Raw genomic sequence first — 20,743 nt, 5'->3', positions numbered from 1 at the left:
GGGCAGGGCCTTCCGGGCCGACGGGCTCAGCGTCTCACGGTCAGCACTCCACGACGTTGACGGCGAGCCCGCCCAGGGCGGTCTCCTTGTACTTGTGGCTCATGTCCCTGCCGGTCTCGCGCATGGTCACGATGACCTCGTCGAGGCTGACCCGGTGGGTGCCGTCGCCCCACATCGCCATCTTGGCGGCGTTGATCGCCTTGGCCGCGGCGATCGCGTTGCGCTCGATGCAGGGGATCTGCACCAGTCCGCCGATGGGGTCGCAGGTCAGCCCGAGGTTGTGCTCCATGGCGATCTCCGCGGCGTTCTCCACCTGGGCGGGTGTCCCGTCCAGGATCTCGGCGAGGCCGGCGGCGGCCATCGAGGACGCGGAGCCGACCTCGCCCTGGCAGCCGACCTCGGCCCCCGAGATCGAGGCCTGCTCCTTGTAGAGCACCCCGACCGCCCCGGCCGTGAGCAGGAAGCGGACCACGATGTCGCGCCTGGCCGCCTCGAGCGCCTCGGGACCCTCCGCGGCGGCGGCGCGGGCGGCGGGGGAGTAGTGGGTGGCGTAGAACAGCACGGCCGGGATGATGCCGGCCGCCCCGTTGGTGGGAGCGGTGACCACGCGCCCGCCGGAGGCGTTCTCCTCGTTGACCGCCAGGGCCACGAGGTTCACCCACTCCGGCCAGAAGCCCGGGTCCCGGTCCGGGTCCTCGGTGCGCAGGCGCCGGTGCCACTCGGGGGCGCGGCGGGCGACGTTCAGCCCGCCCGGCAGCGGGCCGGTGCGCTGCAGGCTGGAGTCCTTGCACTCCTCCATCACGGTCCAGATGTGCAGCAGCTGCTGCCGGATCTCCTTCTCGCCGCGCCAGGTCCGCTCGTTGGCCAGCATCACCGCGCTGATCGGCATGCCCGTGCTCCCGCAGTGGGCCAGCAGCTGCGCGGCGGTGCGGAAGGGGTGGGGCACCTGGGCGCTGGCGGCGTCCAGTTCGGCCGCGGCCGCGCCCTCCTCGCCCTCCTGGACGATGAACCCGCCGCCCACGGAGAACCAGGTCTCGTCGGCCAGCATGGCGCCGGAGGCGTCCAGCGCCTGGAAGCGCATGCCGTTGGTGTGCCGCTCCAGGACGGTCAGCGGGTGCTGCACCATGTCCTCGACCCGGTAGGGGAGGTCCTTGCGGTGCCCGAGGGCAGCGCACAGCCGCAGCGTGCCGGTGGCGGCGAGGTCGGCGAGCCGCTCGTCCACCTCGTCGGGAAGGACCGTCTCGGGGTCGTATCCCTCCAGACCGAGCAGGATCGCGGTGAAGGTTCCGTGGCCGCGGCCGGTCGCGGCCAGGGACCCGTAGACGTCCACGCGCAGGTCCGCGGTGCGCTCCAGCAGCTCGCCCGCGGCGAGGGTCTCGGCGAAGCGCCGTGCGGCGCGCATGGGGCCGACGGTGTGGGAGCTCGAGGGGCCGATGCCCACGGTGAACAGTTCGAAGACGCTGATGGCCATGACGGTGATGCTCCCAAGGAGGTGGTGCCCCGGTGCGGGGCGGCTGCGGGTGGAACGGTCGTGGTGCGGGCCGGGGCCCGCACCACGTCCCTCGACGGTGTCCGGGTGCGGCGCGCGCTCAGCCCTCGCCCAGCGGGGCCAGCCCCGTGTAGAGCGGGTGGTCCGCGGCCAGCTCCAGGACGCGCGCCCTGAGGCCGTCGAGCACGGCCGGATCGGTGCTCCCCGCCCCGGTGCCCTCGGCCCCGGTGCTCTCGGCCGCGGCGTCGGCGCCGGCGATGAGGGTCTCGGCGATGATGTCCGCGACCTCGGCGAAGGCCTCCGCGTCGAAGCCGCGGGTGGCCAGGGCCGGGGTGCCGATGCGCAGGCCGGAGGTGACCATCGGCGGGCGCGGGTCGAAGGGCACGGCGTTGCGGTTGACGGTGATCTCGACCTGCGCGAGCAGGTCCTCGCCCTGCCGTCCGTCCAGCGCCGAGCCGCGGAGGTCCACGAGGACCAGGTGCACGTCGGTGCCGCCGCTGACCACGGAGATCCCCCGGGACTGCACGTCCGGGGAGAGCAGCCGGCGGGCGAGGATCGCGGCGCCCTCGAGGGTGCGCTCCTGCCGGCGGCGGAAGTCCTCTCCGGCCGCGATCCCGAACGCCACGGCCTTGCCCGCGATCACGTGCTCGAGCGGACCGCCCTGCTGGCCCGGGAAGACCGCGGAGTTGAGCTTCTTGGCGATGCCGGCCTCGTTGCTGAGGATCAGGCCGCCGCGCGGGCCGGCCAGGGTCTTGTGCGTCGTGGAGGTCACCACGTGCGCGTGGGGCACGGGGTTGGGGTGCAGCCCGGCGGCGACCAGCCCGGCGAAGTGGGCCATGTCCACCATCAGATAGGCGCCGACCTCGTCGGCGATCGCGCGGAAGGCGGCGAAGTCCAGCCGCCTCGTGTAGGCGGACCAGCCGGCGATGATCAGCTGCGGACGGTGCTCCCGGGCGAGCCGGGCGACCTCGGCCATGTCGACCCGGTGGTCGTCCTCGGACACCCCGTAGGCGGCGACCTGGTAGAGCTTGCCGGAGAAGTTGAGCTTCATCCCGTGGGTGAGGTGCCCGCCGTGGGCGAGGTCCAGGCCCAGGATGGTGTCCCCTGGCTTGATCAGCGCGGACATGGCCGCGGCGTTGGCCTGGGCCCCGGAGTGCGGTTGGACGTTCGCGAAGCCGGCGCCGAAGAGGTCCTTGGCCCGGTCGATGGCCAGCTGCTCGATGACGTCCACGTGCTCGCAGCCGCCGTAGTAGCGGCGCCCCGGGTAGCCCTCGGCGTACTTGTTGGTGAGCACCGAGCCCTGGGCCTGCATCACGGCCACGGCGGTGTGGTTCTCGGAGGCGATCATCTCCAGGCCCTCGCGCTGCCGGCCGAGCTCCTGGTCGATCTGCGCGGCGACCTCGGGGTCGAGCACGGCGAGATCGGCGGTCAGGGTCTCGACGTCCTGCTGTGTTCCTGCGTGCGTGCTCATGCCTGCTCCTCCTGGGCCTGCGCGTACTGCTCGGCGGTGAGCAGCTCTCCCTCCTCGGTGACCTCGACGGTGAACAGCCATCCGTCCCCGTAGGGATCGGAGTTCACCAGACCGGGCTCGTCGACGACGGCCGCGTTGACCTCCGCGACCGTGCCGGAGACCGGAGCGAAGAGCTCGGAGACGGACTTGGTGGACTCCACCTCCCCGCAGACCTCGCCGGCGGTGACGGTGGAGCCGGCCTCGGGCAGGTCGAGGTAGACGACGTCGCCGAGGGCGTCGACGGCGACCGCGGACAGGCCGACCTTCACGGGGGAGGACTCGTCCACCCACTCGTGCTCGGCGGAGTATCGCAGGTGGGAAGGGATGGTGCTCATGGTCGGAAGCCTTTCAGTAGGAGGGGCGACGGGTGGCGGAACGGGCTGGACGGCGCGGGCCGGGCCGGATCGGGGCCGGCCCAGGCGCGGGTCACTGCCCGCGCTGGTAGAACGGCAGGGACACGACCTCGAAGGGCACCGGCTTGCCGCGCAGGTCGACCTGCACCTGCGTGCCGGGCTCGGCGTGCTCGTTGTCGACGTAGGCCAGGGCGATGGGGTAGCCCAGGGTCGGGCTCAGCGCCCCCGAGGTGACCTCCCCGACGACCTCGCCGTCCACGCTGATCGGGTAGTGGCCGCGGGCCGCGCGCCGGCCCTCGCCGCGCAGGCCGACCAGCGTGCGGCCCACGCCCGCGGCCTTGCGGGCCTCCAGGACCGTGCGGCCCACGAAGTCCTCCTCCTTCTTGAAGGAGACGACCCGGCCGAACCCGGCCTCGAAGGGGGTGATGTTCCGGGTGAGCTCCTGGCCGTAGAGCGGCATCCCGGCCTCCAGGCGCAGGGAGTCGCGGCAGGCGAGCCCGCAGGGGACGAGTCCGAGGCCCGGCCCGCTCTCCAGGAGCGCCTTCCACAGCGGCACGGCCTGGGCGTCGGGCACGTAGAGCTCGAAGCCGTCCTCCCCGGTGTAGCCGGTGCGGGCGAGCAGCACGTCGATCCCGGCGACCGTGGCCGGCGCGGCGGCGTAGTACTTCAGCCCGGCGATCAGCTCCTGCTGTTCGGCGGAAGCCAGCTCCTGCAGGATCGCCTGCGCGGCGGGCCCCTGGACGGCGACCAGCGAGGTGTCGGCGGACTCGTCGGCCACGATGACGTCGAAGCCGGCGGCCCGCTCCTGCAGGGCGGCGAGCACGTCCGGGGCGTTGCCGGCGTTGGGCACCACCAGGTACTCGTGCTCGGCCAGCCGGTAGCTGATCAGGTCGTCGATGATCCCGCCCTCGGGGGTGCAGATCAGGGAGTACTTGGCCCGGCCCACGGCGACGGCGGCGAGGTTGCCCACCAGGGCCGTGTTCAGGAAGCGCGCTGCGTCCGGGCCGGTCACCCGGATCTCGCCCATGTGGGAGAGGTCGAACAGGCCGGCGGCCGTGCGCACGGCGCGGTGCTCGGCGAGCTCGGAGCCGTACTTCAGGGGCATGTCCCAGCCCCCGAAGTCGGTGAAGGAGGCCCCCAGCACGGCGTGCTCGTCGTGCAGGGCGGTGTGTCGGGAGGTGGTGCTGACGCTCATGTCGAGCCTTTCGTGGCAGTGCGGTCCGTGTCGGGGCGATCCGGTGCGGTGTCGGATCAGTTCTCGAAGGCCTCGGGGGCCGGGCAGGAGCAGATGAGGTTGCGGTCCCCGGCGGCGCCGTCGATGCGGCCGACCGGCGGGAAGTACTTGTCCTGGCGCAGATCCGGGACGGGGAAGGCGCCCTGCTCGCGGGGATAGCGGCGGTCCCAGTCGCTCGCGGCCACGACCTCGGCGGTGTGCGGGGCGTGGCGCAACGGGCTGTCCTCGGCGCTGAGCTCGCCGCGGGCGACCTGCTCGATCTCCTCGCGGATGGTGGTCATCGCGGTGATGAACCGGTCGATCTCGGCGAGGTCCTCGGACTCGGTCGGCTCCACCATCAGCGTCCCGGCCACCGGGAACGACAGGGTCGGGGCGTGGAAGCCGAAGTCGATCAGCCGCTTGGCCACGTCCTCGGCGGTCACCTTGGTGCGGGCGGTGAGCGCCCGCAGGTCCAGGATGCACTCGTGGGCGACCAGCCCCTCGTTGCCGGTGTAGAGCACCGGGTAGTGCTCGTTCAGCGCGGTGGCGACGTAGTTCGCCGTGAGGAGCGCCGTCTGCGTGGCCCGGGTGAGGCCGTCGCCGCCCATCATCGCGATGTAGGCCCAGGAGATCGGCAGCACTCCGGCCGATCCGAACATCGTGGCCGAGATCGGCGCGCCGGCCGCCCCGTCCGCCTCGGCGCGGGTGGCGTCGCCGGGCAGGAAGGGGGCCAGGTGCGCGGCCACCGCCACGGGCCCGACGCCGGGCCCGCCGCCGCCGTGGGGGATGCAGAAGGTCTTGTGCAGGTTCAGGTGGGACACGTCCCCGCCGAACTGGCCCGGCTGGGCCAGGCCGACCAGGGCGTTGAGGTTGGCCCCGTCGATGTACACCTGACCGCCGGCGGCGTGGACGGCGTCGCAGACCTGGCGCACGTCGGCGTCGTACACCCCGTGGGTGGAGGGGTAGGTGATCATGATGGCGGCCAGCTGCTCGCGGTGGGTCTCGATCTTGGCGTCGAGGTCGGCGTGGTCGATGGTGCCGTCGGTGGCCGTCTTCACGACGACGACCTTCATCCCGGCCAGGACCGCGGAGGCGGCGTTGGTGCCGTGGGCCGAGGCCGGGATGAGGCAGACGGTGCGCTCCTCCTCGCCGCGCGACCGGTGGTAGCCGCGGATGGCCAGCAGACCGGCCAGCTCGCCCTGGGAGCCGGCGTTGGGCTGGAGGGACACGGCCGCGTAGCCGGTGATCGACTCCAGGCGGCCCTCCAGGTCGGCGATCAGCTCGCGCCAGCCGGTGGTCTGGTGGGCCGGGGCCAGCGGGTGGATCGAGGCGAACTCGGGCCAGCTCATGGCGGCCATCTCGGCGGTCGCGTTGAGCTTCATGGTGCAGGAGCCCAGCGGGATCATCGTCCGGTCCAGGGCCAGGTCCCGGTTCTCCAGGCGCGTCAGGTAGCGCAGCATCTGCGTCTCGGACCGGTGGGTGGAGAACACGGGGTGCGTGAGGAACTCCGTGGTCCGCCGCACCCCCGGGTCTAGCTCGAGGCCGCGCGGCCCGGCGGCGACCGCAGCGGTCGCGTCCGCCGCGCCGAAAGCCTCGGCGACGAGCACGAGGTGCTGCTCCGTGGTCGCCTCGTCGCAGGAGATCCCGACGTGGTCGGCGTCGACGTGCCGCAGGTTCACGCCGCGGTTCTCGGCCGCGCGGACCACCTGCTCCGCCCGCCCGGGGACCCGCACGGTGAGGGTGTCGAAGAACTGCTCCGCGACGAGCTCGTGACCGGCGCCCTGCAGCACGGTGGCCAGGGTCCGGGCGCGGTCGTGCACGCGCCGGGCGATGGCCGTGAGCCCTTCGGGTCCGTGGTAGACGGCGTACATGCCGGCCACGACCGCCAGCAAGGCCTGGGCGGTGCAGATGTTGGAGGTGGCCTTCTCCCGGCGGATGTGCTGCTCGCGCGTCTGCAGCGCCAGGCGGTAGGCCGCCCGTCCGGTGGCGTCCTTGGAGACGCCCACCAGGCGGCCGGGGAGGTTCCGCTCCAGGCCGGAGCGCACCGCCATGTAGGCCGCGTGGGGACCGCCGAAGAACAGGGGGACCCCGAAGCGCTGGGAGGAGCCCACCGCGATGTCCGCGCCCTGCTCGCCGGGCGGGGTGATGAGGGTCAGGGCCAGCAGGTCGGCCGCGACCGTGACCATCGCCCCGCGCTCCTTGGCCTCCGCGATCACCGCGGCGTGGTCGACGACGCGCCCCGAGACCCCGGGCTGCTGCAGGACCACGCCGGTGATCTCGCCCTCGGGCAGGCCCGCCGTCAGATCGGCGACTTGCACGGCGAAGCCCAGCGCCTCGGCGCGGGCCAGCACCACGGCCAGGGTCTGCGGCAGCGTGTCGGCATCGATGACGATCGTCCCGTTGCCGCGGGCCTTGTTGGCCCGGCGCATCAGCAGCACCGCCTCGACCACCGCCGTGGCCTCGTCCAGCAGCGAGGCGTTGGCCACCGGCAGCCCGGTGAGGTCGGCGACCATGGTCTGGAAGTTCAGCAGCGCCTCCAGGCGCCCCTGGGAGATCTCGGGCTGGTAGGGGGTGTAGGCGGTGTACCAGCCCGGGGACTCCAGCACGTTGCGCAGGATGACCGGGGGCGTGTGGGTGTCGTAGTAGCCCTGGCCGATCATCTGCACGGCCGTGGTGTTGCGGTTCGCGAAGGTGCGCAGCTGCTCGAGCACCTCCTGCTCGCTGAGGGCCTCCGGCAGGTCCAGCGGGGTGCGCTGACGGATGTCGGCGGGCACGGCGGCGTCCGCCAGGTCGTCGAGGCTGGTTCGGCCCACACGGGCGAGCATGGTCTGCACGGCATCGGAGCCGGCACCGATGTGCCGGTCGGCGAAGACCGTCGTCGGGGACGTGATCGCGAGCTGGATCGTCATGAGGAACTCCCGGGTGCTGCACGCCAGGGCGGCGTGGATCGGTTCGAGTTCCTCCCCGCTCTGTCTGGGACCTGAGAGATTCCGCGGCCGTGGGCCGCTTGCACCGTCGGTGAGTCCGGCGACGCGCGCCGGGCTGCTTTCCAGAGTTGCCGAACCGTGGTGGTACAGGGGCCTGAGAGTTTCCTGGGGAGGAATTGCTCCTACGGCGCCCTCCCGGCTGGGTGCACCGGAGGGACTCTCCCACCACAGTTCATGGGCGTCTTCTGCATCCAGGATAGCCGGATCCGGAAAGGAGTGTCCACCGTCACGGGGAGGGGACCGGCCGTGCTCGGGCCGGCGGCCGCGACTCCGGTCAGTCGACGCCAGGGCACTCGTTGACGATGTGGTCCAGCTCACATAAGATGTCTGACATCTTACAGGTGGGGCGTGCGCCCCCGCAGCTCATCGAGGACTTCATGACCACCACCACTCTCGTCCTACTGGGCCTGGCCGCCGTCGTGGTCATCCTGGGCCTCATCATCAAGGGCCGGGTGCACCCCTTCCTCGCCCTGATGATCGCGGCCGCGGGGCTCGCCCTCGCCGCCGGGATCCCGCTCGCCGAGGTCGTCCCCACGCTGACCACCGGCATGGGCAACACCCTGGGCAGCGTCGCACTCATCGTCACCCTGGGGGCCATGCTCGGCCGGATCATCGAGGTCTCCGGCGGCGCCGACGTCCTGGCCCGCTGGCTGCTCGACAAGTTCGGGGAGAAGCGCGCCCCCTTCGCGCTCGGCGCCACCGGCTTCATCTTCGGCATCCCCGTCTTCGTGGACGTCGGGCTGATCGTGCTCATCCCCATCGTCTTCGGCGTCGCCCGCCGGCTGGGCGGGAACATGCTCGCCTATGCCCTGCCGATCGTCATCGCCATGCTGACCGTGCACGTCATCGTCCCGCCCCACCCGGGCATCGTTGGCGGCTCCGAGCTGCTCGGCGCCGACATCGGACTCGTCCTGCTGCTGTCCTTCATCCCCGCGATCCCGATGTGGCTGTTCGGGCACTGGCTGGCCATGCGCCTCGCCCGCACCGCCCACGTGGAGATCTCGCGGGACGACGTCCTGCAGAGCGTCGGCGGCACGGGCCACACCGGCGTGGTGCAGACCAGGGCGCCCAGCACCGGTCTCGTGCTCGCGATGATCGCCGTGCCTCTCGCGCTCATCATGCTCCAGACCACCAGCGCACTGATGCTGCCGGAGGGCAACGCGGTCCGGACCGTGCTGTCCATGGTCGGCGCCTCGCCGATGGCGCTGCTGATCGGCGTGATCCTCGCCTCGATCCTGCTGGGCTACCGGCGCGGCTGGGGCCGCGAGGAGACCGAGCACGTCATCAACTCCGCGCTGCCCCCCGTGGCCGCCGTCATCCTCATCACGGGCGCCGGCGGCATGTTCGGCTACGTGCTGCGCGAGACCGGCGTCTCCGAGGCCGTCGCGGACGTCCTGGGCGGGACCGGTCTGCCCATCATCCTGCTGGCCTACATCATGGCCGCGCTCATCCGGGCGGCCCAGGGTTCGGCGACCGTCGCGATCCTCACCACGGCGCCGCTCATGGCTCCGCTGGCGGCGGCGCAGGACCTCACCCCCGTCCAGATGGCCATGCTCGCGCTGTCCATCGGTGTGGGCTCCATGGCCCTGAGCCACGTCAACGACTCCCTGTTCTGGGTGTGGAGCCGCTACTTCCGGGTCCCGACCGGGACCGCTCTGCGCACCTACTCCGTGCTGTGCACCGCCACCTCACTGGTCGGGTTCCTGGTGGTGTCCGTCCTGTGGTTCGCCCTTTCCGGGCTGTCCTGATGTCCCGCCGAAAGGAGTTCTGCGCATGATCGCCCCGCGCACCCTGCTCGTGCTCGACGACGACCCCACGGGGTCACAGTGCGTGCACGACGTCGACGTCGTCCTCGAGCTGGACCCCGCGCCCGTGCTGGACGTCGTCCGGCACTCGGGGCGCACCTGCTTCGTGCTCACCAACAGCAGGGCCCGGCCCGAGGCCGAGGCCGTGGCGCTCAACACCGCACTCGTCTCGGCGGTGCTGGGGAGCCTGCTGGCCGAGGACCTGCCCCTGCCGCACCTCGTCTCCCGCAGCGACTCCACGCTGCGCGGGCACGTGATCGCCGAGCCCACGGCCCTGGCGGACGTCCTCGAGCGGCACGGGGTGGCGGTCGACGGGTTCCTCTTCGCCCCGGCCATGATCGAGGCGGGACGGTACACCGAGGGCGACATCCACTACGCGGTCCTGCAGGGCCGCCCGATGCCCGTGGGGGAGACCGACTTCGCCGCGGACGCGACGTTCGGCTACTCCTCCTCGGACCTCAAGGACTTCCTCGTGGAGCGCTCCGGCGGAAGGCTGGAGCGCTCGGAGATCCTCTCGATCGGCCTGGACGACATCCGCTCCGGGGGCGTGCCGGCCGTCGCGCGGATCCTGCGCCGGGCACGGGACCGGGCGTGGGTGGTCGTCAACGCCACGAGCTACGCGGACCTCGACACCGTGGCGGAGGCGCTGGCCACCCTCGAGGCGGAGGGCCGCACGTTCGTCACCAGGTGCGGCCCCTCGTTCGTGCGGCCTCTCGCCGGCCTCGCCGACTCGCGCGAGCTGGGTCCCGAGGACATCGTCGTGGGCCCCGGGCGCCTCCCGCACGGGCTCGTGGCCGTGGGCTCCCACGTGGGGCTGACCAACCGCCAGCTCGCCGAACTGCGGACCCGGCGCGACCTCTTCGAGGTCGAGCTGCAGGTGCCCACCCTGCTCGACGACGACGCCCGCCCCGGCTGCGTGGCCGACGCCGTCGCGCGGATCACCGCAGCGCTGGAGACCAGCGACGCGGTCGTGTGGACGAGCCGCGAGCTGGTGCGCACGGACGACCCCGAGGAGTCGCTGGCCATCGCGCGGTCGGTCTCCGACGCGCTCGTGGAGGTCGTGCACGGGGTGGCGCGGGCCCGCCCGGCGTGGGTCGTGGCCAAGGGCGGGATCACCTCCCACGAGGTGGCCCACCGCGGCCTCGGGATCCGCCGGGCCACCGTGGCCGGCCAGTTCTTCCCCGGCCAGATCTCGATGTTCCAGCCCACCGACGCCCCGGACACCACGCGGGGAGGGCCCTACGTGGTCTTCCCCGGCAACGTGGGCGGCGAGAGCGCCCTCGCCGACGTCGTGGGCGTCCTCGACCGGGCGGCCGAGCGCGCCCGGTCGCTCGATCCGCGCCGCGGCCCCGGGGCCGTGCACGACTCCGGTCCGAACGACTCCGGTCCGAACGACTCCGATCCGGGCCGCACCGGCCCGAACGACTCCGAGGGGAACCTGTCATGAGCACACCGCTGTCCGTCGGCTTCCTGGGACTGGGCGCCATGGGTGCTCCCATGGCCCTCACCCTGGCCCGCGCCGGCTTCCCCGTCCGCGGCTTCGACGTCTCGCCCCGCGCCGAGGAGGTCGTGGGCGACGCCCTGGAGCTGCGGGCCGATCCCCGGGAGGCGGCGGCCGGCGCCGATGTCGTCGTCGTCATGGTCGCGACCGGGGCGCAGCTGCAGGACGTCCTGTTCGGCGAGCGCGGCATCGCCGGCGCACTGGGCGCGGACACGGTCCTGCTCGTGATGGCGACCGTCGGCCCGCAGGCCGTGGAGTCCTGCGCGCAGGGCCTCGAGGGTCGCGGCGTGCGGATCGTCGACGCACCGGTCTCCGGAGGGACGGCGCGCGCCGCCACCGGGGACCTGCTGGTGATGGTCGGCGGCGCGGAGGAGGACGTCGCCGTGGTCCGGCCGCTGCTCGACGCGATGGCCGGCAACGCACCGGTCGTCGGACCCCGGGTGGGCGACGGACAGCGCTTCAAGGTGGTCAACCAGCTGCTGTGCGGCGTGCACATCGCCGTGGCGGGCGAGGCGCTGGCCCTGGCGGACTCGATGGGCCTGGACCCGGCGCAGTGCCTCGAGGTCCTCTCGACCGGGGCCGCCACGTCCTTCATGTTCGAGGACCGCGGCCCGCGGATGCTGCAGGGCGACCAGGCCGAGGTCCGCTCCGCCCTGGACATCTTCGTCAAGGACATGGGCCTGGTCACCGACGCGGCCCGGGCGGTCGAGCAACCGGTGCCGCTGGCCTCGGCCGCCGAGCAGCTCTACGTGCGCGGCCGCCGGGAGGGCCACGGCCGGCACGACGACTCCGTGGTCTTCGACATCCTCCGCTCGCGCTGACCAGGGTTCCGTGCGGGGCGGCGGGCCGCCCCGCACGGAACCGGCTCCCGGGCGCTCCCGGGGAGCCGGCCGGCGGCTCAGCTCTTGAGGGACCAGAAGCGGCGGTCGCGGTCCCACTGCACCGTGCCGCCGTGGGCCTTGCGGAACTCCGCGAGCACCTCCTTGCTGATCCCGGTGTGCCCGTTCTCCAGGGTCCGGACCCACTCGGGGCCGAAGGTGCCGGGGATGTCCTGGACGGCCTGGTCCTGGGACAGCCGTCCCTCGGTCCGGATGCGGTCGATCATCCAGGTGGCGATGTCCTGTGCGCTCGTCATGCTCCGAGCCTACGCGGCTCCGCGCCCGCCGGAGCACGGCGCCGGGGGTGCCGTGCTCCCTCGAGGGACCGCGTCCGCGACGCCCGGTCCCGAGGCCGGGGCGCCGCCCGTGCCGGTCCCTGCGCGGCGGGCCGTGCGGCGACCGTGGCCGCACGGGGACCGGGCCGGCGCTCAGGCCAGGTGTACCACGGTGCGTGCGTCCGCGTCCCAGCGGCGCAGGGCCACGGCCCGAAGCGGCTCGGGGTGCGGGGCCAGGACGCCGAGCGCGGCGGCCACCTGGTCCGGGCGCATCCGGCGCGCCAGGGTGACGTGCGGCGTCCAGGCCCCGGGGAACGAGGTGCGCGCCTGCCCGGGGACCGCGCCCACGGCGTCGCAGACCCGCCGGTGCAGCTCGAGCAGCTCGGGGGTGGTCACGACCTGGCGGACCACCACGTAGCCGCCCCGGCCCGGGCCGAACAGCAGCACGCCCGCACTGATCAGCGGCAGGTCCACGAACCCGGCGGCCGCGGCGACCCGCTCGTCGATCCCCGGCACGGTCTCCGGGGCCAGGGACGGGGCGGCGACCAGGGTGATGTGGGGGCGGTTGGACTCGGAGCGGTGCCGGCCGGAGCTGGGCAGTCCCGCCTCGGCCAGCCGGTCCCAGTCGGCGCGCACGGCCGCCTCGGCGTCCTCGCCGAGCAGCAGCTCCAGGCTGTGCACCGTCCACCTCCTTGCGCGTTCGGCCGGCGGCCCCGCGGGAGCCGCTTCCGGTGGACGCGAGTCTAGCGGGGCGTCCGCCGCGCTTGCCTATACTGGCCGAACGGCAACGGGAGGATCTCCATGACCGACATCGCGATCCGTTTCGAGGGCGCCGGCAAGACGTACCCGGACGGGACCACCGCCGTCGAGGCTCTCGACCTCGAGATCCCCCGCGGGTCCCTCACCGTGTTCGTGGGGCCCTCCGGCTGCGGGAAGACCACCTCCCTGCGGATGATCAACCGCATGGTGGAGCCCACCTCCGGCACCGTCACGGTGGAGGGCCGCGACGTCACGTCCGTGCCCGCCCACGAGCTGCGCCGCTCCATGGGCTACGTCATGCAGCAGTCGGGCCTGCTGCCGCACCGGACCGTGGTGGACAACATCGCCACCGTCCCGCGGCTCAACGGCGTGCCGAAGAAGCAGGCCCGGGAACGGGCCCGCGGGCTGCTGACCACCGTGGGGCTCGACGAGGCCCTGGGCTCCCGCTACCCGTCCCAGCTCTCGGGCGGGCAGCAGCAGCGCGTGGGCGTGGCCCGGGCGCTCGCCGCCGACCCGCCGGTCCTGCTGATGGACGAGCCGTTCTCCGCCGTGGACCCCGTGGTGCGCCAGGACCTGCAGCGCGAGCTGCTGGACCTCCAGCGCCGGCTGCACCGCACCATCGTGTTCGTCACCCACGACATCGACGAGGCGATCCTGCTGGGGAACCGGGTGGCCGTCTTCGCCACGGGTGGGCGGCTGGCGCAGTACGCCACCCCGGAAGAGCTGCTGCGCGCGCCCGCCGACGACTTCGTGGCGGACTTCGTGGGCCGGGACCGCGGCTTCCGCTCCCTGACCTTCGACTCGGCCCACGACATCCCCGTGCACCCGGTGGCCGCCGTGCGCCCGGACGGCAGCCAGGGCGTGGTCGGCACCGGGGACGGGCCCGTCCCCGACGGGTGGACGCTGCGGGTCGACGACGACGGCGCCCCCCGCGGCTGGGTGCGGCCCGGCGCGGAGGACGACCCCGTGGTCGGCGGCACCCTGCACCGGCCCGGCAGCTCCCTGCGCAGCGCGCTGGACGCGGCCCTGTCCTCGCCGTCGGGGCTCGCCGTGGTCGTCGACGACCACGGCCGGGCGGTCGGGATCATGCAGCCGGGCGAGATCATCGCGGCCATCGAGGACGCGCGGCTCGGCGGGCGGACGCGCCGATGACCTGGACGAGCCGGAACTGGCCCTCCGTCCTGGAGCTCACGGGCACGCACCTCGTCCAGTCGGTGCTGCCCCTGCTGCTCGGCGCCCTGATCGCTGTCCCGGTGGCCCGGCTCGCGGCCCGCAACCGCACGCTGCGCCCGGTGTTCGTCACGGGCTCCTCCCTGCTCTACACCATCCCGTCCCTGACCCTGTTCGTGGTGCTGCCCCTGCTCCTCGGCACGCAGATCACCTCGGTGGTGAACGTGGTCGTGGCGCTGACCATCTATGTGGTGGCCATCCTGGTGCGCTCCTCCGTGGACGCCTTCGAGTCCGTGGACCGCGACATCCTGCAGGCCTCCACCGCGATGGGCTACCGCCCGCTGCGGCGCTTCTTCGCGGTCGAGCTGCCCCTCTCGGTGCCGGTGCTGGTCGCCGGGCTGCGGGTCGCCTCCGTCAGCAACATCTCCATGGTCAGCGTGGGCGCCGTGATCGGCGTCCAGTCCCTCGGCACCCTGTTCACCGACGGGCTGCGCCGGTCCATCCTCGAGGAGATCGCGGTGGGCATCGTCCTGACCGTGGTCCTGGCGGTGCTCCTCGACCTCGTGCTGCGGGGGGCCGGCCACGCGCTGACGCGCTGGCAGCGGGTCGGCGCGACTCCGGTGCCGCGGGTGCGGAGAGGGGCGGTCGCATGAGCCTCGTGGGCGCCGCCCTGGCGTGGCTGACCGATCCCGAGAACTGGGCCGGGGCCGGCGGCATCCCCGCCCGGCTCCTGGAGCACCTGACGTACAGCGGCGTGACGATGGCCGTGGCCCTGGCCGTGGCGGTCCCGCTGGGCCTGTGGGTGGGGCACACGGGGCGCGGGTCCGGCGTCGTCGTCGGCCTGGCGGGTGCGCTGCGCGCCCTGCCCACGCTGGGCCTGCTCACCCTCTTCACCCTGCTCCTCGGGCTCGGGCTGGTGCCGCCGATCATCGCGCTCGTCCTGCTGGCGATCCCGCCGATCCTGTCGGGGACCTACGCCGGGGTCGCGAACGTCTCCCCGGCCCTCAAGGACGCCGGGGCGGCGATGGGGATGACCGGGAGCCAGGTGCTGACCCGCGTGGAGGTGCCCAACGCCCTGCCCGTGATCCTGGGCGGGATCCGCAACGCCGCCCTGCAGGTCGTGGCGACCGTGACCGTGGTCGCCTACATCAACCTCGGCGGCCTCGGCCGCTACCTCATCGACGGCCTCGCGGTGCGCGACTACGACCGGATGCTCGGCTCCGTGGTGCTCGTGGCGGTCCTGGCGCTCGCCGTGGACGCCGTCCTGGCGCTGGCCCAGCGGCTGTCCACCTCGCCGGGCCTGCGCCTCGCCGCGCCCTGACCCGCCGCTGACCATGACCCACCGTCTTCCCGTGCCACCGACCGACAGGAGAACCACCATGACCACCGCTCCCGTGCTCCGCCGCGCCACCGCACCCGCCCTGGGCGCCGCCCTGCTGCTGGGCCTGACCGCCTGCGGCGGCGGCGACCCCCTCGCCGAGGGGGACGGGTCGGCGACCGCGTCCTCGGAGACCGTGACCGTGGGCTCCGCCGACTTCCCGGAGAGCCAGGTCGTGGCCGAGCTCTACGCCGGGGCGCTCGAGTCCGCCGGGGTCGAGACGGAGACGTCGCTGGGCATCGGCGCCCGCGAGGCCTACGTGGGGGCCGTGCAGGACGGGTCCGTGGACGTGGTCCCGGACTACTCCGGCAACCTCCTGCTCTTCGTGGACCCCGAGGCCACGGCGAGCTCGGCCGAGGAGATCATGACGGCCCTGCCGGACGCGCTGCCCGAGGGCCTGACCGTGCTGGAGGCCTCCGCGGCGGAGAACAAGGACGCCATGGTGGTCACCTCCGGGACCGCGGAGCAGTACGGGCTCACGAGCATCGCGGACCTGGCCGGGGTGTGCGGCGAACTGGTGATCGGCGGACCCCCCGAGTTCGCCGAGCGCGCCTACGGCCTCGACGGCCTGGAGGAGAAGTACGGCTGCGTGCCGGAGTCCTTCGAGCCGATCAACGACGGCGGCGGCCCGCTCACCGTCCAGGCCCTCCTGAACGGCGACGTGGACGTCGCCGACATCTTCACGACCACCCCGGCGATCGCCGACAACGACCTCGTGGTGCTGGAGGACCCGGAGAACAACTTCATCGCCCAGCAGGTCCTGCCGCTGGCCGCGGCGGACCGGCTGCCCCAGGAGGCGGTGGACGCCCTGAACGAGCTGTCCGGGAAGCTCACCACGGAGGACCTCATCGACCTGAACCGCCAGGTCAGCGGCGAGGACCAGGTCAGCCCGGCCGACGCGGCGCAGGAGTGGCTCTCCACCAACGGGTACTGAGCCCGGCACCGGGTCCCGGGGGTCCGCGCTCCCGGGACCCGGCGCCCGCCCTGCACAGGGTTCTCCACACGCGCGGCGGCATCCCCCGGGACCGCCGGCCCCGCCGGCCCGCTCCCGCAGGGCGGTGGCGGGCCTTCCTCGACGGTGTCCCCAGGACTCGTCCACACCTGTGGACAACTCTGTGCACAGGGATGTGGAGGAACGCCCGGGTCATCCGCTGAAAAGCCGGGGGCGCATCAGTATGCTGAGGGACGGACCGCTCCCGCCTGCCGGCGGAAGCGGGTCCCTGACCATCCGAGGGCTCGTCGTCAAGGAGGATCTCGAGTTCGGAGACCGCCCCGCCCCCGGGGTGGACGACCGAAGGAGCAGTGTGCCCACCACCAGTACGCCCGGGATCCCGGGCCTGTCGCCGGAGAACCAGGCACGCGTGATCACCGCGTGCGTACGCCAGAAGGTGCAGGAACGTCGCCCGGCGGACCTGCCGGGCACCGGATGGGCGGACTTCGACCGCCGGTTCGACGAGCACTTCCCCCGGTTGACGCTGCTCTTCGCCGAGATCTACGGCCACCGCGAGGACTTCCTCGAACAGCTCAGCGAGCTCGGACTGCAGCTGGCTCGCTCCTGGGCCGAGCGCCCCGACGACCTCAAGGCCCTGGACGCCCGGCGCGAGCAGGACCCCGCGTGGTTCGGCGCGCGGCAGATGCTCGGCGGCGTCTGCTACGTGGACCGGTACGCGGGGAACCTGCAGGGGATCCGGGAGCAGATCCCCTACTTCCGGGAACTGGGCCTGACCTACCTCCACCTCATGCCCCTGTTCGAGGCGCCGGAGGGCAACTCGGACGGCGGCTACGCGGTGTCGTCGTACCGCCGCGTGGCGCCGCAGCTGGGGACCATGGAGGAGCTCGCCGAGCTGAGCCGCGAGCTGCGCCGGAACGGGATCAGCCTGGTCCTCGACTTCGTCTTCAACCACACCTCCGACGAGCACGAGTGGGCGCGCCGGGCCGCCGCGGGGGAGCAGGAGTACGAGGACTACTACTGGATCTTCCCGGACCGCACCGTCCCGGAGCAGTTCGAGCGCACCACGCGGGAGATCTTCCCGGACGACCACCCCGGCTCCTTCACGCGGGTCCGCGCCACCGAGGAGGACCCCCGGTGGGTGTGGAGCACCTTCTACTCCTTCCAGTGGGACCTCAACTACACCAATCCCGCCGTCTTCCGGGCGATGGCGGCGGAACTGCTCTTCCTCGCCGCCCAGGGTGTCGAGGTGCTGCGCATGGACGCCGTCGCGTTCATCTGGAAGCAGCTGGGCACCACGTGCGAGTCGCTGCCCCAGGCCCACGTGCTGCTGCGCGCGTACAACGCGCTGTGCCGGATCGCCGCACCGGCCGTGCTGTTCAAGTCCGAGGCGATCGTCCACCCGGACGAGGTCGCCCGGTACATCGAGCCCGGACAGTGCCAGCTGTCCTACAACCCGCTGCAGATGGCCCTGACGTGGGAGGCGATGGCCACCCGCGAGCCGAAGCTGCTGGCGCAGGCCCTCGAGGAGCGCCACGCCCTCCCGCCCGGCACGGCGTGGGTGGACTACGTGCGCGGCCACGACGACATCGGCTGGACGTTCTCGGACGAGGACGCCGCCCGGCTGGGCGTGGACGGCCACGACCACCGCCGCTTCCTCAACGCCTTCTACACCGGGCGCCACCCCGGCAGCTTCGCGGACGGCGTCCCGTTCCAGGAGAACCCCCGCACCGGGGACTGCCGCGTGTGCGGGACCACGGCGTCGCTGCTCGGCCTCGCCGAGGACCCGGCGTCCGCGGTGGACCGGGTCCTGCTCGCGCACTCCGTGGCGATGAGCACCGGCGGCATCCCCCTGCTGTACCTCGGCGACGAGGTCGGCCAGCTCAACGACCCCGCGTGGAACGAGGACCCGGACCACGCCGGCGACGCCCGGTGGGTGCACCGCCCACCGCGGCCCGTCCAGGACTACGAGCGCCGCCACGAGCTGTTCTCCGTGCAGGGCCGGATCTTCGGGGGCATCCGCCGGATGGTCGAGCTGCGCCGGAACTCCCCGGAGTTCGACGGCAACACGCTCGTCCCGTTCGACACGCGCAACCCCCACGTGCTGGGCTACCAGCGACCCGGCGGCAACACGGTGGTGCTGTGCCTGGCGAACTTCTCCGACTGGTCCCAGTTCGTCACCGGCGAGACCCTCTCCGGGTTCCTGCCCCAGGCCGTCGAGCTGCACGGCAACACCGAGCTCGACCTGCGCCACGGCCTGCTGATCGACGCCCACGGGTTCCTCTGGATCCGCGTGCTCCCGAAGCGCTGACCCCGTGGGTGCGTGGACGGTGCTGGTGCTCTCGGGCGTCCTCGAGGCGGTGTGGGCGTCCGCGCTCGCGGCCTCGGACGGCCTCCGCCGGCCCGTGCCGACCGCGGTGTTCGCGGTGACGGCCGCCCTGAGCCTGGTCGGGCTGGCCTACGCCATGACCGATCTGCCCACGGGCACGGCCTACGCCGTCTGGGTGGGCATCGGCGCGGCCCTGACCGTGGCCTGGTCCATGCTGACCGGCCGCGAGCCAGCGACGCCCCTCAGGATCGTGCTGGTGCTCGGCATCGTGGGCTGCGTGATCGGGCTCAAGGTTGCCGTCTGAGGCCGGGGCGGCGCAGGCCGTGCGGGACCGGCGCAACCGTGCCTGGGCTCTGCTGGTGGTCAGCGGGGTCCTGGAGGCGGTCTGGGCCACGGCCCTGGGCGCGTCCGAGGGCTTCTCGCGGCCGGGCCCCGGCCTGCTCTTCGCCGTGTCCCTGGCGCTGAGCATGCTCACCCTGGCGCGCGCCGCCCGGGTGATCCCGATGGGCACCGCCTACGCCGTGTGGACGGGCATCGGCGCCGTGCTCACGGTCGCGTGGGCGGCCGGCACGGGGCAGGAACCCCTCTCTTGGGCGAAGGCCCTCTTCCTGGCGGGGATCGTCGCGTGCGTGGTCGGCCTGCACGCCGCCGACCGGACGTCCCCGGAGAAGGACCGGTGACCCGGGACCGCAGACCGGGCGCGCACCTCATGCTCGTGCTCACCGCCACCATGGCGGTGGGGCCGCTGCTCACCCACAGCCTCTCGGCGATGAGCCCCCTCGTGATCACGGACCTGGAGCTCACGGAGACGCAGTTCGGGCTGCTCGCCACCACCACCTTCTTCGTCGCGGCCCTCACCGCGGTGCGCACGGGCCGCTGGGCGGACCGGCTGAGCGCCCGCACCCTGCTGGTCGTGATGTTCGGCGGGGCCGCGCTGGCGATGCTCCTGACCGCCGCCGCGCCGGGCTACGCCATGCTGCTCGTGGCCATGGTGGTCTCGGGGCTCGGCCAGGTCATGGCCAATCCCGCGACCAACCGGCTCATCCGCCTGCACGTGCCCGCCGCGCGGCGCGCGAGCTGGCTCGGGATCAAGCAGGCCGGCGTGCAGGCCTCCCAGCTCGTGGCGGGCCTGACCTTCCCCGCGCTCGGCCTGCTGCTCGGCTGGCGCGCCGCCGTCCTGGTGGCCGCGGGCGCGGTACTGCTCCTGCTCGTGCACGGCTGGTGGACGGTCCCGGACAACCACCCCGGCACCCCGGTGGGACGCCCGTCCCCCACGGCGTCCCGGTCCTGGTCGACGCTGCCGGCCCGGTCCTGGGCGGCACTCCGGTCCCGGACCGTCACCCGGTCCCGGAGGGCGCAGACGCCCTCGTCCCGGACGGCACGCGCCGCCGCACGGCCCCCGATGCCCGGCGTCGTCCGGGCGTACGCCGCGGCCGCGGCACTGACCGGGCTGGGGGCTCAGGCCGCCAACGTCTACCTCCCGCTCTACGCCCACCGGGAGCTGGGTCTCGACGTCGTCACCGCCGGGGCCACCGTGTCCGTCTCCGCGCTCGTGGGCATCGCCTCCCGGGTGCTGTGGGCGCGCGTGATGGACCGGCCGCGCGCGGACGGCTTCGTCCTGCTGGCCGGCATGGCCCTGGGGGCGGCCGCGAGCGCCGTGCTGCTGGTGCTGGCACCCCTGCACCCCGGCCTCGCGTGGACGGTCTGGCCGGCGGCCGTCCTGCACGGGGGCGCGGCGCTCGCGGTGAGCGTGGTGGTGATGTCCGCGGCGATGCGCGCCGTGCCCGCCGACCGGGTGGGGGCCTCCACCGGGGTGGTGACCATGGGGCTGTACGCGGGGTTCTGCGCCGGTCCGTTCGTCCTCGGCGGTCTGCTCCAGCTCACGGGCTCCTTCGCGGTGGGCTGGGCGGTGGTGCTCGTGTGCTACCTGGCCTGCGCGGCGCTCGCCGTCCTCGTGCGCTCGCGCTCACGCCGCCCGTAGGTCCCCCGTCCGGGGGCGCTCCCGGCCTGTCGCGGAGCCGTGCCGTCCCCCGGCCGGGGGGACCACCGTGGCCCTGTGCGACGCTCCATGACGTCCGGGCGCGGTCTTCTCAACAGCTTCTCCACAGGCGTTGTCCACAGCGTGGATAACTTCCACCCGTGGAATT

Annotated in this window: 18 protein-coding genes and 1 riboswitch; of the genes, 11 read left to right on the top strand and 7 right to left on the bottom strand. The window is 73.3% G+C overall.

Annotated elements, in window-relative coordinates; genetic code table 11:
• Positions 1–40 precede the first annotated feature (40 nt).
• From ACYVM4_RS07600 to gcvP, 5 genes are all read right to left on the bottom strand, one after another.
• Positions 41–1,471, bottom strand: a complete 1,431-nt coding sequence (locus ACYVM4_RS07600; protein ID WP_460668137.1) for an L-serine ammonia-lyase — start codon at positions 1,469–1,471, stop codon at positions 41–43.
• 118 nt (positions 1,472–1,589) lie between these two features.
• A complete protein-coding gene (gene glyA / locus ACYVM4_RS07595; protein WP_460668136.1) occupies positions 1,590–2,960 on the bottom strand; it encodes a serine hydroxymethyltransferase in 1,371 nt (456 codons plus the stop codon).
• A complete protein-coding gene (gene gcvH / locus ACYVM4_RS07590) occupies positions 2,957–3,334 on the bottom strand; it encodes a glycine cleavage system protein GcvH (RefSeq protein WP_368821503.1) in 378 nt (125 codons plus the stop codon). The genes glyA and gcvH overlap by 4 nt, the downstream gene beginning before the upstream one ends.
• Before the next feature lie 91 nt (positions 3,335–3,425).
• On the bottom strand, positions 3,426–4,547 hold the full coding sequence (gene gcvT, locus ACYVM4_RS07585) for a glycine cleavage system aminomethyltransferase GcvT (RefSeq protein ID WP_460668135.1): 1,122 nt from the start codon (positions 4,545–4,547) through the stop codon (positions 3,426–3,428).
• A 56-nt stretch (positions 4,548–4,603) separates the two neighbouring features.
• Positions 4,604–7,474 carry an aminomethyl-transferring glycine dehydrogenase gene (gene gcvP, locus ACYVM4_RS07580; RefSeq protein WP_460668134.1) on the bottom strand — a complete coding sequence of 957 codons (2,871 nt, stop codon included), beginning with the start codon at positions 7,472–7,474 and terminating at the stop codon, positions 4,604–4,606.
• Positions 7,475–7,624: 150 nt separating this feature from the next.
• A riboswitch (glycine riboswitch) is annotated at positions 7,625–7,727 on the bottom strand.
• 202 nt (positions 7,728–7,929) lie between these two features.
• Here gcvP and ACYVM4_RS07575 point away from each other — a divergent pair.
• Genes ACYVM4_RS07575 through ACYVM4_RS07565 form a run of 3 tightly spaced genes read left to right on the top strand, consistent with a single transcriptional unit; the run spans position 7,930 to position 11,679 of the window.
• On the top strand, positions 7,930–9,300 hold the full coding sequence (locus tag ACYVM4_RS07575; RefSeq protein ID WP_460668133.1) for a GntT/GntP/DsdX family permease: 1,371 nt from the start codon (positions 7,930–7,932) through the stop codon (positions 9,298–9,300).
• A 25-nt stretch (positions 9,301–9,325) separates the two neighbouring features.
• Complete coding sequence (locus ACYVM4_RS07570; RefSeq protein WP_460668132.1) at positions 9,326–10,804, top strand: four-carbon acid sugar kinase family protein; 1,479 nt, start codon at positions 9,326–9,328, stop codon at positions 10,802–10,804.
• Positions 10,801–11,679 (top strand): NAD(P)-dependent oxidoreductase, encoded by an 879-nt coding sequence (locus ACYVM4_RS07565; protein ID WP_460668131.1) that lies wholly within the window; start codon positions 10,801–10,803, stop codon positions 11,677–11,679. The genes ACYVM4_RS07570 and ACYVM4_RS07565 overlap by 4 nt, the downstream gene beginning before the upstream one ends.
• 77 nt (positions 11,680–11,756) lie before the next feature.
• Here ACYVM4_RS07565 and ACYVM4_RS07560 read toward each other — a convergent pair whose 3' ends face one another.
• Together ACYVM4_RS07560 and ACYVM4_RS07555 are read right to left on the bottom strand one after the other, a co-directional pair.
• Entirely contained in the window at positions 11,757–11,993 is a 237-nt protein-coding gene (locus tag ACYVM4_RS07560) for a DUF6953 family protein (protein WP_017831734.1), read from the bottom strand.
• Between the two features lie 171 nt (positions 11,994–12,164).
• Positions 12,165–12,692, bottom strand: coding sequence for a 2'-5' RNA ligase family protein (locus ACYVM4_RS07555; protein WP_368821510.1), 528 nt, complete (start codon positions 12,690–12,692; stop codon positions 12,165–12,167).
• Between the two features lie 120 nt (positions 12,693–12,812).
• Between ACYVM4_RS07555 and ACYVM4_RS07550 the strand changes: the two genes are divergently transcribed.
• From ACYVM4_RS07550 to ACYVM4_RS07515, 8 genes are all read left to right on the top strand, one after another.
• Entirely contained in the window at positions 12,813–13,922 is a 1,110-nt protein-coding gene (locus ACYVM4_RS07550) for an ABC transporter ATP-binding protein (RefSeq protein ID WP_368821511.1), read from the top strand.
• Complete coding sequence (locus ACYVM4_RS07545) at positions 13,919–14,593, top strand: ABC transporter permease (RefSeq protein WP_368821512.1); 675 nt, start codon at positions 13,919–13,921, stop codon at positions 14,591–14,593. Before ACYVM4_RS07550 ends, ACYVM4_RS07545 begins: the two co-directional genes overlap by 4 nt.
• Positions 14,590–15,261 (top strand): ABC transporter permease, encoded by a 672-nt coding sequence (locus tag ACYVM4_RS07540; protein ID WP_368821513.1) that lies wholly within the window; start codon positions 14,590–14,592, stop codon positions 15,259–15,261. The genes ACYVM4_RS07545 and ACYVM4_RS07540 overlap by 4 nt, the downstream gene beginning before the upstream one ends.
• A gap of 58 nt (positions 15,262–15,319) precedes the next feature.
• Positions 15,320–16,252: an ABC transporter substrate-binding protein gene (locus ACYVM4_RS07535; RefSeq protein WP_460668130.1), complete on the top strand. Its 933-nt coding sequence runs from the start codon at positions 15,320–15,322 to the stop codon at positions 16,250–16,252.
• Positions 16,253–16,622: 370 nt separating this feature from the next.
• Positions 16,623–18,578 (top strand): amylosucrase, encoded by a 1,956-nt coding sequence (locus ACYVM4_RS07530; RefSeq protein ID WP_438612822.1) that lies wholly within the window; start codon positions 16,623–16,625, stop codon positions 18,576–18,578.
• 4 nt (positions 18,579–18,582) lie between these two features.
• On the top strand, positions 18,583–18,900 hold the full coding sequence (locus tag ACYVM4_RS07525; RefSeq protein ID WP_460668129.1) for a DMT family transporter: 318 nt from the start codon (positions 18,583–18,585) through the stop codon (positions 18,898–18,900).
• Positions 18,890–19,276, top strand: coding sequence for a DMT family transporter (locus ACYVM4_RS07520; protein ID WP_368821516.1), 387 nt, complete (start codon positions 18,890–18,892; stop codon positions 19,274–19,276). Before ACYVM4_RS07525 ends, ACYVM4_RS07520 begins: the two co-directional genes overlap by 11 nt.
• Positions 19,273–20,577, top strand: coding sequence for an MFS transporter (locus tag ACYVM4_RS07515; protein ID WP_460668128.1), 1,305 nt, complete (start codon positions 19,273–19,275; stop codon positions 20,575–20,577). The genes ACYVM4_RS07520 and ACYVM4_RS07515 overlap by 4 nt, the downstream gene beginning before the upstream one ends.
• The last annotated feature ends 166 nt before the right edge of the window (positions 20,578–20,743 follow it).

This window comes from Kocuria himachalensis, from assembly GCF_054784195.1.
This window is presented reverse-complemented; position numbering and strand designations above follow the sequence as displayed.

Excerpts from the sequence above, each read along its gene's own strand:
- ACYVM4_RS07600 (WP_460668137.1), bottom strand. The coding sequence starts at position 1,471 with ATGGCCATCAGCGTCTTCGAACTGTTCACCGTGGGCATCGGCCCCTCG.
- glyA (WP_460668136.1), bottom strand. The coding sequence starts at position 2,960 with ATGAGCACGCACGCAGGAACACAGCAGGACGTCGAGACCCTGACCGCC.
- gcvH (WP_368821503.1), bottom strand. The coding sequence starts at position 3,334 with ATGAGCACCATCCCTTCCCACCTGCGATACTCCGCCGAGCACGAGTGG.
- gcvT (WP_460668135.1), bottom strand. The coding sequence starts at position 4,547 with ATGAGCGTCAGCACCACCTCCCGACACACCGCCCTGCACGACGAGCAC.
- gcvP (WP_460668134.1), bottom strand. The coding sequence starts at position 7,474 with ATGACGATCCAGCTCGCGATCACGTCCCCGACGACGGTCTTCGCCGAC.
- ACYVM4_RS07575 (WP_460668133.1), top strand. The coding sequence starts at position 7,930 with ATGACCACCACCACTCTCGTCCTACTGGGCCTGGCCGCCGTCGTGGTC.
- ACYVM4_RS07570 (WP_460668132.1), top strand. The coding sequence starts at position 9,326 with ATGATCGCCCCGCGCACCCTGCTCGTGCTCGACGACGACCCCACGGGG.
- ACYVM4_RS07565 (WP_460668131.1), top strand. The coding sequence starts at position 10,801 with ATGAGCACACCGCTGTCCGTCGGCTTCCTGGGACTGGGCGCCATGGGT.
- ACYVM4_RS07560 (WP_017831734.1), bottom strand. The coding sequence starts at position 11,993 with ATGACGAGCGCACAGGACATCGCCACCTGGATGATCGACCGCATCCGG.
- ACYVM4_RS07550 (WP_368821511.1), top strand. The coding sequence starts at position 12,813 with ATGACCGACATCGCGATCCGTTTCGAGGGCGCCGGCAAGACGTACCCG.
- ACYVM4_RS07545 (WP_368821512.1), top strand. The coding sequence starts at position 13,919 with ATGACCTGGACGAGCCGGAACTGGCCCTCCGTCCTGGAGCTCACGGGC.
- ACYVM4_RS07540 (WP_368821513.1), top strand. The coding sequence starts at position 14,590 with ATGAGCCTCGTGGGCGCCGCCCTGGCGTGGCTGACCGATCCCGAGAAC.
- ACYVM4_RS07535 (WP_460668130.1), top strand. The coding sequence starts at position 15,320 with ATGACCACCGCTCCCGTGCTCCGCCGCGCCACCGCACCCGCCCTGGGC.